The organism is Lysobacter sp. H23M47, assembly GCF_015209765.1.
Classification (GTDB): Bacteria; Pseudomonadota; Gammaproteobacteria; order Xanthomonadales; family Xanthomonadaceae; genus Novilysobacter; species Novilysobacter avium.
On sequence record NZ_CP063658.1, the window covers coordinates 2,337,496 to 2,353,647 of the forward strand.

Sequence of the window (16,152 nt, forward strand, 5' to 3'; positions counted from 1 at the left end):
TCTGCCTCAAGCGCCCGCGGCCGGCGGTGCCGGGCTTACGACCGCCCGTACACATCCTCCAACCGCTCGATGTCATCCTCGCCCAGATAGCCGCCGGACTGCACCTCGATCAATTCGACCGGTTCGGTGCCGCGGTTGCGCAGACGGTGCACGCTGCCCAGCGGGATGAACGTGCTTTCGTTCTCGTGCAGATCGAACACGCGCTCGCCGCAGGTGACCTCGGCGGTGCCCGACACCACCACCCAGTGCTCCGCGCGGTGCCGATGCTTCTGCAGGCTCAGCGCCGCGCCGGGCTTGACCACGATGCGTTTGACCTGGAAACGCTCGCCCACGCCGATGGAGTCGTAACTGCCCCACGGCCGATACACCTTGCGATGGAACAGATGCTCGCTGCGCCCGGCCGCCTTGAGCCGGTCGACCACGAGTTTCACGTCCTGGACCCGGTCCTTGCGCGCGACCAGCGTAGCGTCCGGCGTATCGATGATGATCAGATCCTCGACGCCGATGGTCGCAATCAGGCGACGTTCGGAGGCCTTCACCAGACTGCCGGTGGTGTCCACCGAGATCACGTCGCCTTCCTGGCGGTTGCCGTTGGCGTCGTGCTCGGCCACCGACCATAGCGAGGACCACGAGCCGATGTCGCTCCAGCCGCAACTGACCGGGACAACGGCGGCGCGGTCGGTCTTCTCCATGACCGCGTAGTCGATGGAGTCACTGGGACTAGCCGCGAAGGCGGTCTCGTCGATCCGGATGAAATCCAAGTCGCTGGAGGCCTTCGCCCAAGCCTGCTCCACCGCATCGACGATCGCCGGAGCATGCCGCGCAAGCTCGTCCAGATACGCCCTTGCGCTGAACAGGAACATTCCCGAGTTCCATGCGTAGCCGCCGGCGTCCAGATACTGCTGCGCGGTTTCCAGATCGGGCTTTTCCACGAAACGTTCGATGCGATAGCCGTCAGCCCCCAGCGCGTCACCTTGGCGGATGTAGCCATAACCGGTTTCCGCATAATCGGGCGTGATACCGAAGGCGACCAGCCAGTCCTGCTCCGCCAACGACAGCGCGCGGGCGACGGCGTCGCGAAACGCCGCCTCGTCCTCGATCAGGTGATCGGCGGGCATCACCAGCAAGGTGGCATCGGGATCCGAGCGCAACGCCTGCAACGCCGCCAGCGCGATCGCCGGCGCGGTGTTGCGTGGCACCGGCTCCAGCACGATGCCGCCATTGCCCATGGCGATTGCCTGCAACTGCTCGCCGACCATGAACCGGTGCAGCTGGCTGCAGATCGTGATCGGCGGCTGGGCACCGGGCAGACGGCTGGCCCGCAGGACCGTCTCCTGGTAAAGCGAGCGCTCGCCGATCAGGGTCAGGAACTGCTTGGGCTGGTTCTGCCGCGACAGCGGCCACAGGCGGGTACCGCTGCCACCGCTGAGAACGACCGGATGTAACATGCCGATTCCTTTGGATTGAACCCGGACAGAATAGCTCGTCAGACGAGGCGGCGGAGGCCCCGCTCGGATAGAATGGGCGTTCTTTCGGCCCCCGATCCATGGTGTTCCGGGCACGGCCGCAGACGTAATGCAGACTCATCAAGGACCCCCCACAACGATGAAAATCCTGGTTGGTTACAAGCGCGTCGTGGACTACAACGTCCGCGTCCAAGTGAAGCCGGACGGCTCCGGCGTGGTGACCGATGGCGTGAAGCTGTCGGCCAACCCGTTCGATGAAATCGCGTTGGAAGAGGCGCTGCGTTTGCGCGACAAGGGCATCGCCACCGAGGTCGTCGTCGCCACCATCGCACCGGCCAACGCCCAGGCGCACCTGCGCAACGGCCTGGCGATGGGCGCCAATCGCGCGCTGCACGTGGTCATCGAGGATGGTCAGGACATCCAGCCGCTGACCGCCGCGCGCACCTTCCTCAAGTTGATCGAGAAGGAGCAGCCGGATCTGGTGATCCTCGGCAAGCAGGCGATCGACGATGACGCCAACCAGACCGGCCAGATGCTGGCGACGATCTGGGGCCGCCCGCAGGCGACCTTCGCCTCCAAGCTGGAGATTGCCGACGGCAAGGCCACGGTGACGCGTGAAGTGGATGCCGGACTGGAAACGCTGGAAGTCGAGCTGCCCGCCGTGGTCACCACCGACCTGCGCCTGAACGAGCCGCGCTTCATCAAGCTGCCCGACATCATGAAAGCCAAAAGCAAGCCGATGGAGACCATCCCATTCGCCGATCTCGGCGTCGAGTCCGGCAACGGGCTCAAGACCACCCATTACGCACCGCCGGCCCAGCGCAGCAAGGGCGTGATGGTCAAGGATGCGGCCGAACTGGTCGCTGCACTCAAGTCGAAGGGGTTGCTGTAATGACCAAGGTACTGATTGTTGCGGAGCACCACGACGGCGCGTTGAATGCTGCCACCGCGAAGTGCGTGACCGCCGCCGCCGCGCTGTCGCCGGACGCGATCGATATCGTCGTGCTGGCCGCCGACCCCGCTACGGTCGCCACCCAGGCCGCCGCGATCGCCGGTGTGAGCCGGGTGTTGACGGTCGCCAATGCCGCCAACGCGCAACCGGTCGCCCAGGTGCTGGCACCGCAGGTCGCCAAGCTGGCTGACGGCTACACCCATGTGTTCGGCCCGTCGACCACGTTCGGCAAGGACCTGATGCCCTGCGTGGCCGCGCTGCTCGGCGTGGCGCAGGTATCCGACGTGATGGAGGTCGAGTCCAGCCACGTGTTCAAGCGTCCGATCTACGCCGGCAACGCGATCATCACGGTCGAAGCGCCAGCAGCCGACACGGTGGTGGCGACCATCCGCACCGCGTCGTGGTCGGAAGCCGCCCAGGGAGGGGAGGCTCCAGTTGAAGCCGTGTCAGTGGAAGCCTCGCTGCCGCAGCACACCCGCTTCGTCGGCTTGGCCGGCGCAAGCTCCGACCGTCCCGACCTCCAGAGCGCCAAGCGCGTGGTGTCGGGCGGGCGCGGCGTTGGCTCGAAAGAAAACTTCAAGATCGTCTACGAATTCGCCGACAAGCTCGGTGCCGCGGTAGGCGCCTCACGCGCGGCGGTGGACGCGGGCTATTGCCCGAACGAGATGCAGGTCGGCCAGACCGGCAAGATCATCTCTCCGGAGCTGTATGTCGCCATCGGCATCAGCGGCGCGATCCAGCACCTGACCGGCATCAAGGACGCCGGCACGATTGTCGCGATCAACAAGGACGGCGACGCGCCGATCTTCGAGGTTGCAGATATCGGGCTGGTGGGGGATTTGTTTCAGATATTGCCGGAGCTGGAAGCGGCGTTGGGCTGAGGTTCCGCCGTTGGCATACGCGCGACGACAACACAGGCGAAGTGGATGCGCATCGTTTTGTGGGGCACCCATGACACCGGCAAGCCCCGTACGCGGATCCTGATTGCCGGCCTGGGTGCAGCCGGCGTTGACCTGGAGCAGATCCATACCCCCGTCTGGGAGGGTATCGAAGACAAATCGCAGCTAAGTGGATGGCCAGCCAGGGTTGTGACCGGGCTGCGTTGGCTGATGGCTTACCCCGCTTTGGTCTGGCGCCTGTTGCGCGCACCGCGTCCGGACCTGTTACTGGTCGGTTACCCGGGCATCGTGGATATCCTTATCGCCGCGCCGATCGCACGCGTGCGCGGGATTCCGCTTGCTTGGGACGTGTTCCTCTCGTTGTATGACACGATCTGCGAGGATCGCAAGCTGGTCCCGCGTGGCAGCCTCGCAGCGCGCACTCTGTACCGGATCGAGCGGTTTGCACTGAAGCGTGCGGATGTGCTTTTCATGGATACTCGCGCGCACGCCCGACGGTTGGAGCACCTGTTCGACCTGTCCGAGGGAAGTTGTGGTGCTGTCTGGGTCGGCGTGGAAGCCGAGCGCTTTCCCGCGCGTCCGACGCGTCCATTTATCGATGCAACGGCAATGCAGGTACTGTTCTACGGACAGTTCATCCCGCTCCACGGCATCGAGACCATCATCGCCGCCGCCAGGCTGCTCCGCGAGGCGCCGATACGCTGGCAACTGATCGGTCACGGTCAAGAGGCCGCGCTCATACGACGCCTGCTCGACGACGATCCGTTGCCCAACCTGAAATGGACGGAGTGGGTGGACTATGCGGATCTCGAGCGCCGGATCGCCGAGGCCGACCTTTGTCTGGGCATCTTCGGGACATCGGAGAAGGCTGCCAGCGTCATTCCCAACAAGGTATTCCAGATCATCGCTGCTCAACGGCCGCTCGTGACGCGTGACAGCCCCGCGATCCGTGAGCTGCTATCGCCGTCACCGCGCTGCGTGCGACTGATCCCGGCGGGCGACGCCCGCGCACTGGCCGACGCGGTTCTGGCACAGCGACAGACCATGCTCGACAACAGCACGCCTGCGGGCTGCCATGCTGCCGTCCTCGGGAAAATCGATGCCACCGCTATCGGACGGCAGTTTCTGGCCATGATCCAGCAAAAGCAGAGCCGTCAATGACCGACACCCTCGTCCACGACCGCCTACTCGGGCCCGCCGCCCCCAAGCTGGGTTGGGTACCGGCGCCGCGATACCTGCTACGTCGTCGGCGCATTCTTCGCCAGTTGCGAAACCAGGCTCCGGGGGGGGTGCTTGAGATCGGCGCCGGTGCCGGCATGTTGCTGCAGGAACTGGCCGCCCGTGGGCACACGTGCACCGCCCTGGAGACATCGCCGCAGGCGCGGGCACTGATCGAATCACTGGGACGGGACTCCGGTCACCGCATCACCGTCGAGCAATCGCCGCAGGTGTCGTGGAAGGACCACTTTCCCCTGGTCATGGCCTTCGAGGTCCTCGAACATATCGAGGATGACCAGGCCGCACTCGCACTGTGGGCGAACTGGCTGAAGCCCGGCGGCACCCTGCTGATGTCGGTCCCTGCGCACCCACGACAGTGGAACCCCGCCGATGTATGGGCCGGCCACTACCGGCGCTACCGTCGACACGAGCTGCTGGACCGCATTGCCGGGGCCGGATTGCAGGTCAAGCACGTCGAGTGCCTCGGCTTCCCTCTGGGCAACCTGACCGAACGCATGCAGGCGCGCGGCATCGAACGCGCCACACGTAACAGCGGCGACACCGGGCAACGCCAGGCGAACAACGACCGCAGCGGAGTGGATCGCAGCCATGTGCTGCGGTGGTATCCGGCGATGCGTTCCATGCCGGGCAAGTTCGCCCTGCGCACCGCTTTCGCGCTGCAAGCCGCCACCAGCCGGTTGCCACTCGGCAATGGCTGGCTGGTTCGCGCAGTCAGGCCGCGATGAATTCCCCACTCGCGAAACGGGTGTTGCGACTGGTCGGGATTGCCGTCGCGATCGCCGCAGCCGTGTACTTCCTGATGCACGCCCATCGGGCACTCTCCGGGCAGGACCTGAGCGGGTTGCTGCAAGGTCGCGCCATCGCTGCCGGGGGCGCGCTCACGATCGCCTATATGGCACTGATCCCGATTACCGCCCTGGCCTGGACCTGGTTGCTGCGTGGCCTCGGGCAGCCTGCCACGATCTCAATCACCGCGCCGATCCTCGCCACAACCCAGTTGGCCAAGTACCTTCCCGGCAACGTCGCCCATCATCTGGGTCGCGTGATGGTTGCGCGGGCGCGGGGGCTGAATACCGGCCCCACGGTCCTGTCCATGGGGTACGAGACGCTGCTGGTGGTGGTCGCCTCTGCCCACATCAGCAGCCTCACCTTCCTGTGGAGCCCGCCACCGGCACTCGCCGAGTGGCCACTTGCCCGTCACCACGGAGTTCTCGTGGCGGCGATTTCGCTCGGCGCCGTGATCGTGATTGCCGCGGCCCCCACATTCGCACGCCTCCTCATGCGGCTGCGGGGTTCCGGTACGGCGGCCCCGTCGACACGGACGATACGGCCTGACTGGTCGGTCTGCCTTGGCTGCTACCTGCTGCATGCGCTGAACTTCGTTGTCGTCGGCGCCGGCCTGTGGCTGGTGGCTGGAGTACTGTCACCCGATCCGGTCACCGCGGCCGACTTCGTGCTGTTGACGGGCGCATTCGCGGGCAGCTGGATCCTCGGCTTCCTTGCTCCGGGTGCACCGGCGGGCCTGGGTGTCCGCGAGGCTATCCTGAGCTTGTGGCTGGGAACCGCACTGGACGCGACCGTCGCGGTCTCCCTGATCATCATGCTGCGTATCGCCACCACCGCCGGTGACCTGCTCAGCTTCCTGTGGGGCAGCGTTGCCCTCGCCCGCGGTCAACATTCACAGTAACGCCCGGTCGGCGACTGCATTCAACCTGGAACCGCTCGCATGAAACTCATCATTCAAATTCCCTGCCTCAACGAAGCCGGCACCCTGGCTATCGCGTTGGCCAACATGCCGCGACAGGTTCCCGGCTTCGACCAGGTCGAATGGCTGATCATCGACGACGGCTCCACCGATGGCACCGGCGAGCTCGCCCGCGAACTGGGCGTCGACCATGTCATCCGGCATCCAGTGAACCGTGGTCTGGCAACGGCCTTCATGACCGGACTCGACGCATGTCTGAGGCGCGGCGCGGACGTGATCGTCAATACCGACGCGGACAACCAGTACGAAGCGTCCGACATCCCGAAGCTGACTGCGCCGGTACTGGCCGGCGAGGCGGACATGGTCATCGGCACGCGTCCAATTGACCAGACCGAACACTTCTCATGGATCAAGAAGAAGTTGCAGCACCTGGGTAGCTGGGCGGTGCGCATGGCCAGCAAGACCTATGTGGAGGACGCACCCAGCGGCTTCCGTGCAATCTCGCGTGGCACCGCGATGCAATTGAACGTTTTCAACGCCTATACCTACACGCTGGAAACCATCATCCAGGCGGGCCAGAGCAATCTGCGGATTGTTTCAGTCCCGGTGCGTACCAACCCCGACCTGCGCCCGTCGCGACTGGTCAAAAGTATTCCGAGTTACGTCAAGCGCTCGCTGCTGACCATCATCCGGGTGTTCGTGATCTACCGGCCGCTGGCGCTGTTTGTCTATATCGGCTCGGTTTTTCTGGCCATCGGCGTCATTGCCGGCCTGCGCTTTGTCTACCACTACCTGCAAGGTGCCGGCGATGGTCACGTGCAGTCGGTCATTTTCGCCTCGCTGTTCATCACCCTGGGGGTGCTGCTCTACATGATGGGCCTGATCGGCGATCTGATTGCCACCAACCGGAAACTGTTGGAACGGATCAGCCTGCAGATGCGGCGGTTGGACCTGTCGCAGAAGTGACCTCCATGCTTCGCCGGTGGCGACCGCTGTCTTCCGGGTTGCTGTTCCTGCTTTTTTACGCCGCGGTGGCCGCAGCAACCCTTGGCGCCAATCCCTTCAAGGGCGAGACCATAACGCCATTCGACGTGCTGGTCAGCCAACGGGCCTGGGAGTTCGTGGATCCTGAGGTAGAGGTACGCAGCTACCAACGCTCGGACATCCTGAACGCACTCCTTCCACAATGGGAGGTGGCCAAGACGCAGATCCACCAAGGGCAGTTGCCTCTGTGGAACGACAAGGTCGCCGGCGGTGGCACCTTCCTGAGCCTGAACACGAACATGTTCACTCCGGCCTTCGTCATCTTCGCGGCCACGCCCGAGCCGGCACTGGGCTTCTACCTGGCAACACTGTTCAACCTGACCCTTGCAGGCCTGGGAATGCACCTGTTCCTGCGCCGGCATGTGGGCTGGCTGGCCGCCATCGTCGGTGCGATCACTTTCGAACTATGCGGCTTCAATGCCGCCTGGCTTTACTGGCCCCACGTATTCACGCTGATGTGGGCCCCATGGGTGCTGTGGGCGATTGATCGGTGCGCGCACAAACCGGGCATGGGCAACAGCCTGCTGGTCGCCGGCTCGTCGGCGCTGGTCTGGCTCGGGGGCTTTCCGTTCCTGAGTGTGCTGGTGATGGAGATGAGCGCGCTGTACGCGCTGGTCCTGCTGGTCGCGCGTTGGCGCGGCACTAAACCACCGTGGGCATTCGCGGGGTGGTGTCTTGCAGGTGCCACGGCTGGGTTGTTGCTCGCCGCATTGCCGCTGCTGGGCCTGATCTACTGGTTGCAACAGTTTGATTTGGACTACCGCCACGGACGCGGCAGCTATCTTGACCTGGGCCACTGGAAGCAGCTGTTTCCGCCATGGGCATATCAAGTACAGCGGGTGGAGGAAACCATGTACGTGGGCGCCGCCATGATGGCGTTCGCCGCTATTGCCGTGGTGGCGATGCTGGCCCGGTGGCGCCGTCTTGCGGCGTTGCCCGTCTTCGCCCTGCTGGTGCTGGCTGTCTCCGCGGGTCTGGTCTTCGAGCTATGGCCGATGTGGATGATTGGCTGGCTGCCCGGCATGGCGTTCAACTCATGGTCGCGCGCGATTGGCCTGCTGGACCTGGCCCTGATCATCCTCGGGACGTTGGGGATCGATTTACTGTGGCGCGCTGGTCGGGAAAAGTGGTCGCTGCTGCGAATCGCGTTGGTAAGCGCAGCCCTGCTGCAGGTCATCGAGATCTCGATGTTCTTCCGCGATTTCAACGGACCTGTGGATTCCGACTACTACTTTCCTGAAACCGGGTCCATCGGGTACGTGCAGAACCATGTCGGACCGTTCGACTACGTGATCACCGACAAGTCGTTCGTCATGTCCGGGACGTTGGGTGTGTACGGGCAACGCGAATGGCTGGCGCATTATTTCCGCACCCCGGCGTTGCAGGACGCGCTTCATGAAATGGCCGGCCATCCCTTCAATTCGCATCGCGCATCCGCATCACGTTTTCCTGCCTCGGACATCAAGTACGAGGCGACGGCAATGGCCGACTTCAACGTCCGCTACGCCCTGATCGATTCACGCCACGGTCCGAATGCGCCCGTGACCATCGATCCCGGACTGGAAGGGAAACATCAGGCACTTCCCGCGATGCCGGAGCACTCCTACGTACAAGGGTTTTCACTGGCTGACACGACCCAGTTAATCGGCATATCCATACGCTTGGCTACCTATCGCCGCACGGATCTGCCCGGCCAGGTGAGCGTGCGTGTAATGGACAGCGCGGGCACACCGGTGGCAGAGGGGGCCGTCGCCGCGACCCGTGTCGCCGACAACCAGTACGCCGACTTCCATTTCTCGAAGCCAGTGACACTGCAACCGGCCGAGTATGCTTTTTCACTGACATACGACCCCGGTTCCGGACCCACGCCTCGCTTGAGTGCTTGGGCGGTGGAAACACCGCGAGCACAGAGTCAACTGGCCTTAAGCCAGGAACCGCATGCGGGAACCATCCAGTATCGACTGCTGGCGAGCGGACCCGGAAAAAGTCAGTTCCGACGTATGTTCACCGCCGATGGCACCGCTGTTCTTGAAAACAGCGCCAGTCCCGGTGGCCCCTATTTCATCGCCGATGTCCAGGACCACGCGAATTCCGAGTCGGGCACTCCCGTCACGATTCAGAGTTATCGCTCGGACGCGTTTGCGTTGCGATACACGGGCCACGACAGCGGATTCGTCGTGGTGCCGATGAGCATCAATGGAGATTGGCAAATCACCCGGGATGGCGCGCGAGTGGATCCGGTCCTCAAGGATGGCGTGATGCCGGCCGTGGCCGTCTCATCGCCGGCCACGATTCGCTTCCAATACAGTCCGCGGGTGCTGCACTGGCTGCTGCCTTGGCTGGCAGCCGTCCTGGCCGCCTTGCTGGCGATGTACTACGCCCATCGACGAACATCGAGGCCCGAAGCGTGAAACAAGCTGCACGGCGACTGCCGTTCCTGCACATTGCCACGTTGATCGCCGCGGTCTTCCTGCTCAAGTTCGTGGCCTACGCTTGGCTGGTCACGCCCTTGTGGGACATCCCCGACGAATCGGGACACTATTCCTACGTGGAAGACATCGCTCGCGGGAAATGGCCCGTGATTGGCGAGGCCAGAATGGGAGTAGAGGTTACCCACTCCTGGAAAACTCCCTCGGCCAAGCCGGGCATGAACTGGATCGCGCAGCATCCGCCGATGTTCTATGTGCTGGACGCGCCCGTGGTGATGGCGGCGCAGGCCGCCGGACTCGACTTCGAGCAACAGGTCCGCTCCGCACGCATGCTCGGCGCGGTGTTCGGGGCGTTGACGATCCTGGGGCTGGCATTGTTCCTGGCGCGGGCAACCGGTCGCGAAGAACTGGGCCTTGCTGGCGCGATTTTCTTCGCCGCCATGCCGATGTTCACCCACCTGAGCACCGGCGTCAGCCACGACACCATGGTCGCGTGTACCGCTACCTGGGCCGCCTATTGGTTGATCCGCTGGCAGGAATCAAACAACTTCCGCCACCTGCTCTATCTCGCCGCGTTGGTCGCGGTATGCACCGTTACCAAGTTGACTGCGCTGGCCATGGCAATCCCGCTGTTCTTTGCCCTCGCTTGGCAACTATGGCGCAGCGCAGTGCCTGCCAGCGGCCCGCAACGGCTATCCCGCGTCATCGCGTTGTGGTTGGTGATGTTTGTGCCCATGTGCCTGTGGATTGCACGGAACCTGATGACACTGGGCCAGATGTTTCCCGATGCCAGCGTCATCTACGACAACTACGTGATAGTGCCCATCGGTTTCTTCCACCTCATGCGTGAATTTCCGTTCTGGCAGCACACCCTGCTGAACCTCATCGCGCTGATCGGGTGGAATGGTTCGGGCAACGGCGCACTCATTTGGGTACACGCGAACGGCTGGATGGCGCGGTACTTCCTGGCCTTCTTCGGCATCGCAGCATTGGGTGCGGTGGTCCACCCGATCGTTCCTCGTACGCCGGAACGATTCCGGCCAGTCATCGTTGCCCTGAGCGTTGCCGCCGTTGCCTGCGCAAGCCTCTGGTGGCCGCTGACGCAACTGGCGGTCCTGGTGTGCCTGTTGTTGCTGGGCGCCCTGGTGGGCACGCTGCTCGTGCATATCAAGCCTTTCATCCGCGGCGACAACAACCCGGGATGGCTCCTCGCCACGGCTGCGGCCTGCACGTTGTTCTTCGCATTCGTCTATTACGAGCATCTTTGGGCCGGCTTCACCGGCGTCATGCGCGCCACCCACGGCCGATACCTTTATCCGGTCATTCCGTACCTGTTGCTGACCTTGCTGTGGCCGTTCCGCGGCCGCATCGCCGCACGCGGCCTGCTGTGCGGCGCGGTCGTCGCCATGGTCTTCGCCGACGGCTTCTACCTGCACCAGGTATTCAACTTGTATGGGCAATTTTGACGATGAAGATTCGTGCACTCGCCATCGTCTTGTTCATCACCGTGGCATGCGTGCCCTGGCTGCCCTTCCACACCCAGACCACGCTCTACAAGACCGGCGCGACCGGCTCGGTGCCCGCCGGCGAGATTCGCCGGGGATTTTCCCTGAGCCAGACCGTTACCCCTGGCCCAACCGCAGACGGCATGAAGTCTGAAGGGTTGCAGCATTGCTTCGGTCTCAAGTTCGCGACCTACATGAGAACCAACGGCGGCCAGTTCGATATTGGCTGGCAACAAGGCGGGCAAGACCAGCAATGGCGCGTTGCCGCCGCCGACCTTGCGGACAACTCATTTCGTTATTTTTGCCCGGATGCCGACTTCATGGCGCGGGACCCGTTCCATTTACAAGTCACCGCCGTGGACGGTGAACCCGGTCGCTCGGCAACGCTGTGGCTGGTCGGCGACACACGCCTGGGACAGGTCGATGCCGAAGCCGACAACATCGCTGGCAAGGCATTGGCGCTGGACGTCACTGCACGTGAGCGCATTGCCTTCGGCACCATGCTGCGCGTCAACCACGGCGCCTTCCTGCTTGGCTGGATCTGCACGGTGCTGGTGGGCGTGCTTGCGCTGCTGTTCGGCTTCAGCCGCGTGGCGGAACCGACAGTTCACAGTGAAGACTGGCCAGCGACAGATTGACGTTGTAGGCCGGATCGCGCGGTAACCACTCACCCCACCGCTGCTGCATCAACTCGACCTCACCGGCAAAGCGTTGCTTCTTTTCCTCGGTGTCCTCGCTGCCGCGCGATGCGGACTCGTGGTGATACAGCTCTGCGAACGGCGTCCAGATGTTGCGGTAGCCCGCTTCACGCAGCCGCAGGCAGAAGTCGATGTCATTGAAAGCGACCTGCAGCTGCTCATCCAGACCGCCCACCTGCTCGAACACGTCGCGCCGCACCAGCAGGCAGGCCCCGGTGACGGCCGACATCGACTGCGCGACGCGGGCCCTTCCGCCATGGCCGGGATAGCCGCGCGGCAGTCCGGCGTAGATATGCCCGGCCACGCCGTGCAGGCCGAGCATCACACCCGCATGCTGGATGGTTTCATTGGGGTAATAGAGCATCGCACCGACCGCACCGACCTCCGGCCGCATCGCGTGCGCGACCATCTCGTCCAGCCAGTCCGGCGAGATCATCTCGATGTCGTTGTTGACCAGGCCGATCACCGCGCCGTCGCATTGCGTCACCGCCCAGTTGTTGATCGCCGAATAGTTGAAGGGCGCATCGAAGCGCAGGACCTTGACCTGGTCACGCTGCTGGAGCTCAGCCAAATACGCCAGCGCATCAGGATCGGTGGACTGGTTGTCGACCACCACCAGCTCGAAATTGGGGTAGGTGGTGCGCGCGAGGATGCTCTCCACGCACATCCGCAGCAGCTCGACCCGATCGCGGGTGGGAATGACCAGACTGACCTTTGGCGCGCCCCCCGGCAGTGGCCAGTGAACGCGGTAGTGGCCGTGCGAGAGCTCCTCCACCCGGGCACCCGGATGACAACGCTGCAGATGCCCTTCCACTGCGCGCGCACCCGCGGACGAGGCGTAATCCTTGGCATCACGGGTGAGCGCGGTCGAGCCGGGAATCGCCCGCCAGTGGTACAGCACGCGCGGGATATGGATGACCTGATCCGCGCGCAGACGCTCGGTGCAGCGCAGGATCAGGTCGTGGTCCTGGCTGCCCTCGAAGCCGGCCCGGAAGCCGCCGACGTCGCGCACCAGATCCGCCCGGATCGCGGTGAAGTGGCAGATGTAGTTCTGGCTGCGCAGCAGGTCCGGATCGAAGTCGGGCTTGAAGTAGGGGTCGAAGCGACGACCGTCTTCATCGACCTTGTCCTCGTCGGAGTACAACAGGCCGACATCCGGATTGAGCGAGATGGCCTCGGCCACTTCAAGCAGCGCGTGGGGGCGCAACTCGTCGTCATGGTCCAGCAGCGCGACGTAATCACCCGCAGCAAACTCCAGTGCGCTGTTAGACGCTTCCGATATGTGACCGTTCTGGCTGCGGCGCATGATCTGGGTGCGGGCGTCGGCGTTTGCGTACTCCTGCGCGACCTGTATCACTCGTGGATCAGGGGAGGAATCGTCGACGATGCACAGCTGCCACTTTGGATACGCCTGGGCGAACACGCTGTCGATGCATCGGCGTAGCCAGCGCTCGGGTGTTTGATAGAGCGGCAGCAGGATCGAGATCAATGGGGCGTCGGGGCCAAGCCGCTGCACGCGCTCACGCAGCTCGTCCATGTCTTCGGCCCCGATGGTGTCGAATCGCGCGCACCAACCGGCATAGTCGTTCAACTGCGTGGGAGCTACGCGCCGTCGATAACCACGATACAGGCCATCCGTAGCTTGCGAGATGCCACCGCGCAGTGCATCGGCAACGAAGCCGGATGCGCGCCTGAGCACGCCAATGCCACCACCATCCACCGCGGATGTGGGTCGCAGCATATGTGCCAAAGCCCGGGGGCGGGTCACTCTGCGCATGCAGAACTTCCCCATGCGAAAGCGCACCCGTCCCGGCGCAGGTGAGAAACGCAGGTCGGTGACGTGGTACTTGAACAGGACAAGTGCCCTGATCCGCCCATCTTTGCCGGGGTCTGGCAGGTTGATGCACCCATCGCCGTCGGCGCCGCGGGCATAGCCTACATACAGGGCCGGTGTCAGCAAGCTCCCATCCACCGGCTCGATCGATCCACCTATCTCGTACCATCCAGGTGGAAGGGTATTATTTTCTTCGGGGAGGCGAACACGGAAACAGGGCCGCTCGCCCCTCGCAATCCATTCGACCTGACCAGAGTCGACCTGCGGATGCAAACTGGCGTCGGGCAGCATTTCGTGGCTTCGCAATGCTTCCCCGGGCTGCGCCGCAATATCCCAGCGCGCTGCACCCCTATTGCCTGCTTGTGGGAGGGGCTGCGACATCAACTTCTCCATATCCGGGATCGAGCTGGATCCTCATTGGTCTGTGGAAGGCAACGCGCCCCTCGACGTCTTGGCTGGCAGGTTGGGATTGTAGCGGGATAATCCCGCCACCCAACGCTCATCCGGGGCTTGCGCGACCGACGGAAACGCCTCGATCCGAGGACGTCGGCCCACGGCGCGCTTACGCACCTGCCAGCCATGAGCTGGAAGATCCGCTGCACCGTGTTCTTGTTCATGCCCTGCAATCCCGCCACCGTGCGGTAGCCAAACGACGGTTCGGCCTCGATCAGGGCCTTGATCGGCTCAGCCCGCTCCGGTCTGACAACGGGTGCCGCTTTCGTCGGCCCGTAGTACACCGTGCGCCGTGCCATGCCGAGCCAGCGGCACAGCTTCACCATCGACACCTCGAATCCGTCCTCACGCAGTCCTTGCTGGAGCAAGACCACTAGTCTCGTCCTTGCCCAACAGGGACGGCATTTTTTCTTAGCGCGCAACTCCAGAATCGCATTGCCATAGGCTTCCTGGCGGTCCTTCAACTGCCGCTCGTACTGCTCGCGCACGTCCTCGGGCTTGGCCCGCAGCGCGTTCTCCATCCCGCGCTTGCCATCATCAACCCAGCTTTCGACTTCCGATGGTGTCAGGTCGAATTGTCGACTTGCCTCCGATACCGTGACCTTGTCTTGGATGATTTCCAGTACCAGCGCCGACTTGCGACGAGCCATCCAACGCATGATCTCTTCTTCCATTACTGCGCTCATTTGGGTCTCCTTCAAAAGGTTACACCCTGAGCAGGAAATCACTGGGTCGTTACATAGTCGGTCTAGCTGACTTCGAAGGTCTGACAGGCATCCCGCATGCCCGTGTCCCCGCCCTCAACCGCACTTCCGGTTACCTCCCTGCCTTGAGATGGCCCCACCATTTTTTGAGATGGCCTCATTGAGCAGGTCGGCACTCGGCCAGAATATGAAGCTTGGAAAGCTTGAGACCGTGAGAATAGGTGCTTCAGGCGGCTCTCGTAAAGTTCCGCAGGAAGAATCGCTCCGAAATTTCCTCAATCACAAAATCAGCGCGGCTGTAAAAATCTGCGATCTCATCCGCCGCGTCTCCGTAACCATTAGCCCGGGTGCCCCAAAAAAAAGTCACACGACTGAAGTAATGTGACATGATTTGGCTCATTGCTGAGTAAGAGTGCGAATCGCCAATCAATAGAAGATGTGCCTTGTTCGGTGCATCATCGTTCACAAAAATACGGTTTCTTCCGCTGTTCGAAATACACAATTTTTCGGAACTTAAATGTCGATTGAAAACAAACAGCGACGGCGAAGATAACGCTGAGAACTTCGATGCTAGATCGCCCTGATACATGCGAAAGGTGCACTCTAGAGCTTCCAGCTTGTCGCTTAGTCTCAGCCGCCTCAACAGCTCCAAGCAGATCGTCCAATAACTCGGGATGCTCAGGTGACTATCATAATACCGCGCGTATGACTCAAAACTCATTCCTGCAACAGACGCGATCACGATGTCGTCTGGTATTAGGTTAGTGAGAGATTGCAGGGCAGTTCCACAGTCCCGCGCGAGTCCGTGAAGACGATCGGAAGCCAAGCAAGGAGTCTCGGGGATCACCAGGTAAGCAGAGGTATTGCCTACCCCCCGAGCATACGATTCCTCAACGAACCGACGCCCGGTGCGGGAAATATCAAAATACCCATTTGCACCATTCTTCAATAACGGTACGCTTTCGCCATTCGGCAGATCAACGCGGAGCAAATCCAACTCATCGATTCGAGCCAGCGACTGACTGAATTCCGTCGCATAGATGGCAGAGGCGAGGGCATTACTGGCGAAAGCCAGCTTGTATGCGTCTGCAGGGCTACACACTTCCCAGAGTTGCTGCGGGGCACTGATGACTTGTGTGCCACTGGTTTCGCAATGTGTCATGTGATGCTCCAAAACTCCACGCCAGTTCCAACTGCCTTACGTCCTAACTGCCTCTGCTTAGA

Annotated in this window: 12 protein-coding genes and 1 pseudogene; 9 read left to right on the forward strand and 4 right to left on the reverse strand. The window is 62.7% G+C overall.

The features are described from left to right. Nucleotides 1–35: 35 nt before the first annotated feature. The gene (locus INQ43_RS10610; RefSeq protein WP_228062695.1) at nt 36–1,454 is read right to left on the reverse strand and encodes a mannose-1-phosphate guanylyltransferase/mannose-6-phosphate isomerase; all 1,419 of its coding nucleotides are present in this window, start codon (nt 1,452–1,454) and stop codon (nt 36–38) included. Between the two features lie 151 nt (nt 1,455–1,605). On the opposite strand from INQ43_RS10610, the gene INQ43_RS10615 reads away from it, so the two are divergent. Genes INQ43_RS10615 through INQ43_RS10655 form a run of 9 tightly spaced genes read left to right on the forward strand, consistent with a single transcriptional unit; the run spans nt 1,606 to nt 11,877 of the window. Continuing rightward, nucleotides 1,606–2,358 (forward strand): electron transfer flavoprotein subunit beta/FixA family protein, encoded by a 753-nt coding sequence (locus INQ43_RS10615; protein ID WP_194036421.1) that lies wholly within the window; start codon nt 1,606–1,608, stop codon nt 2,356–2,358. Continuing rightward, nucleotides 2,358–3,299, forward strand: coding sequence for an electron transfer flavoprotein subunit alpha/FixB family protein (locus INQ43_RS10620; protein WP_194036422.1), 942 nt, complete (start codon nt 2,358–2,360; stop codon nt 3,297–3,299). The genes INQ43_RS10615 and INQ43_RS10620 overlap by 1 nt, the downstream gene beginning before the upstream one ends. A gap of 45 nt (nt 3,300–3,344) precedes the next feature. After that, nucleotides 3,345–4,478 (forward strand): glycosyltransferase, encoded by a 1,134-nt coding sequence (locus tag INQ43_RS10625; protein WP_194036423.1) that lies wholly within the window; start codon nt 3,345–3,347, stop codon nt 4,476–4,478. Then, nucleotides 4,475–5,281: a class I SAM-dependent methyltransferase gene (locus INQ43_RS10630; protein ID WP_194036424.1), complete on the forward strand. Its 807-nt coding sequence runs from the start codon at nt 4,475–4,477 to the stop codon at nt 5,279–5,281. The genes INQ43_RS10625 and INQ43_RS10630 overlap by 4 nt, the downstream gene beginning before the upstream one ends. Continuing rightward, nucleotides 5,278–6,243, forward strand: coding sequence for a lysylphosphatidylglycerol synthase domain-containing protein (locus INQ43_RS10635; protein ID WP_194036425.1), 966 nt, complete (start codon nt 5,278–5,280; stop codon nt 6,241–6,243). The genes INQ43_RS10630 and INQ43_RS10635 overlap by 4 nt, the downstream gene beginning before the upstream one ends. Before the next feature lie 39 nt (nt 6,244–6,282). Further along, a complete protein-coding gene (locus INQ43_RS10640; RefSeq protein ID WP_194036426.1) occupies nt 6,283–7,227 on the forward strand; it encodes a glycosyltransferase family 2 protein in 945 nt (314 codons plus the stop codon). A gap of 38 nt (nt 7,228–7,265) precedes the next feature. Further along, nucleotides 7,266–9,716, forward strand: coding sequence for a hypothetical protein (locus INQ43_RS10645; RefSeq protein ID WP_194036427.1), 2,451 nt, complete (start codon nt 7,266–7,268; stop codon nt 9,714–9,716). Further along, nucleotides 9,713–11,200: a glycosyltransferase family 39 protein gene (locus INQ43_RS10650; protein WP_194036428.1), complete on the forward strand. Its 1,488-nt coding sequence runs from the start codon at nt 9,713–9,715 to the stop codon at nt 11,198–11,200. The genes INQ43_RS10645 and INQ43_RS10650 overlap by 4 nt, the downstream gene beginning before the upstream one ends. A gap of 2 nt (nt 11,201–11,202) precedes the next feature. Further along, entirely contained in the window at nt 11,203–11,877 is a 675-nt protein-coding gene (locus INQ43_RS10655; RefSeq protein ID WP_194036429.1) for a hypothetical protein, read from the forward strand. Here the strand turns inward: INQ43_RS10655 and INQ43_RS10660 are convergent. The 3 genes and pseudogenes from INQ43_RS10660 to INQ43_RS10675 all read right to left on the reverse strand — a co-directional run bounded on the left by INQ43_RS10660 (nt 11,822) and on the right by INQ43_RS10675 (nt 16,090). Continuing rightward, nucleotides 11,822–13,678, reverse strand: a complete 1,857-nt coding sequence (locus INQ43_RS10660) for a glycosyltransferase family 2 protein (RefSeq protein WP_228062493.1) — start codon at nt 13,676–13,678, stop codon at nt 11,822–11,824. The genes INQ43_RS10655 and INQ43_RS10660 overlap by 56 nt on opposite strands. Nucleotides 13,679–14,569: 891 nt before the next feature. Continuing rightward, nucleotides 14,570–14,910 (reverse strand): annotated as a pseudogene (locus INQ43_RS13045) (DUF1153 domain-containing protein). A 244-nt stretch (nt 14,911–15,154) separates the two neighbouring features. Continuing rightward, the gene (locus INQ43_RS10675; protein ID WP_194036431.1) at nt 15,155–16,090 is read right to left on the reverse strand and encodes a hypothetical protein; all 936 of its coding nucleotides are present in this window, start codon (nt 16,088–16,090) and stop codon (nt 15,155–15,157) included. Nucleotides 16,091–16,152 lie beyond the last annotated feature (62 nt).

What these genes read in the sequence shown, in the direction of transcription:
- INQ43_RS10620 (WP_194036422.1), top strand. Translation starts at nt 2,358, where the DNA reads ATGACCAAGGTACTGATTGTTGCGGAGCACCACGACGGCGCGTTGAAT.
- INQ43_RS10675 (WP_194036431.1), bottom strand. Translation starts at nt 16,090, where the DNA reads ATGACACATTGCGAAACCAGTGGCACACAAGTCATCAGTGCCCCGCAG.
- INQ43_RS10635 (WP_194036425.1), top strand. Translation starts at nt 5,278, where the DNA reads ATGAATTCCCCACTCGCGAAACGGGTGTTGCGACTGGTCGGGATTGCC.
- INQ43_RS10655 (WP_194036429.1), top strand. Translation starts at nt 11,203, where the DNA reads ATGAAGATTCGTGCACTCGCCATCGTCTTGTTCATCACCGTGGCATGC.
- INQ43_RS10630 (WP_194036424.1), top strand. Translation starts at nt 4,475, where the DNA reads ATGACCGACACCCTCGTCCACGACCGCCTACTCGGGCCCGCCGCCCCC.
- INQ43_RS10625 (WP_194036423.1), top strand. Translation starts at nt 3,345, where the DNA reads ATGCGCATCGTTTTGTGGGGCACCCATGACACCGGCAAGCCCCGTACG.
- INQ43_RS10615 (WP_194036421.1), top strand. Translation starts at nt 1,606, where the DNA reads ATGAAAATCCTGGTTGGTTACAAGCGCGTCGTGGACTACAACGTCCGC.
- INQ43_RS10640 (WP_194036426.1), top strand. Translation starts at nt 6,283, where the DNA reads ATGAAACTCATCATTCAAATTCCCTGCCTCAACGAAGCCGGCACCCTG.
- INQ43_RS10660 (WP_228062493.1), bottom strand. Translation starts at nt 13,678, where the DNA reads ATGCTGCGACCCACATCCGCGGTGGATGGTGGTGGCATTGGCGTGCTC.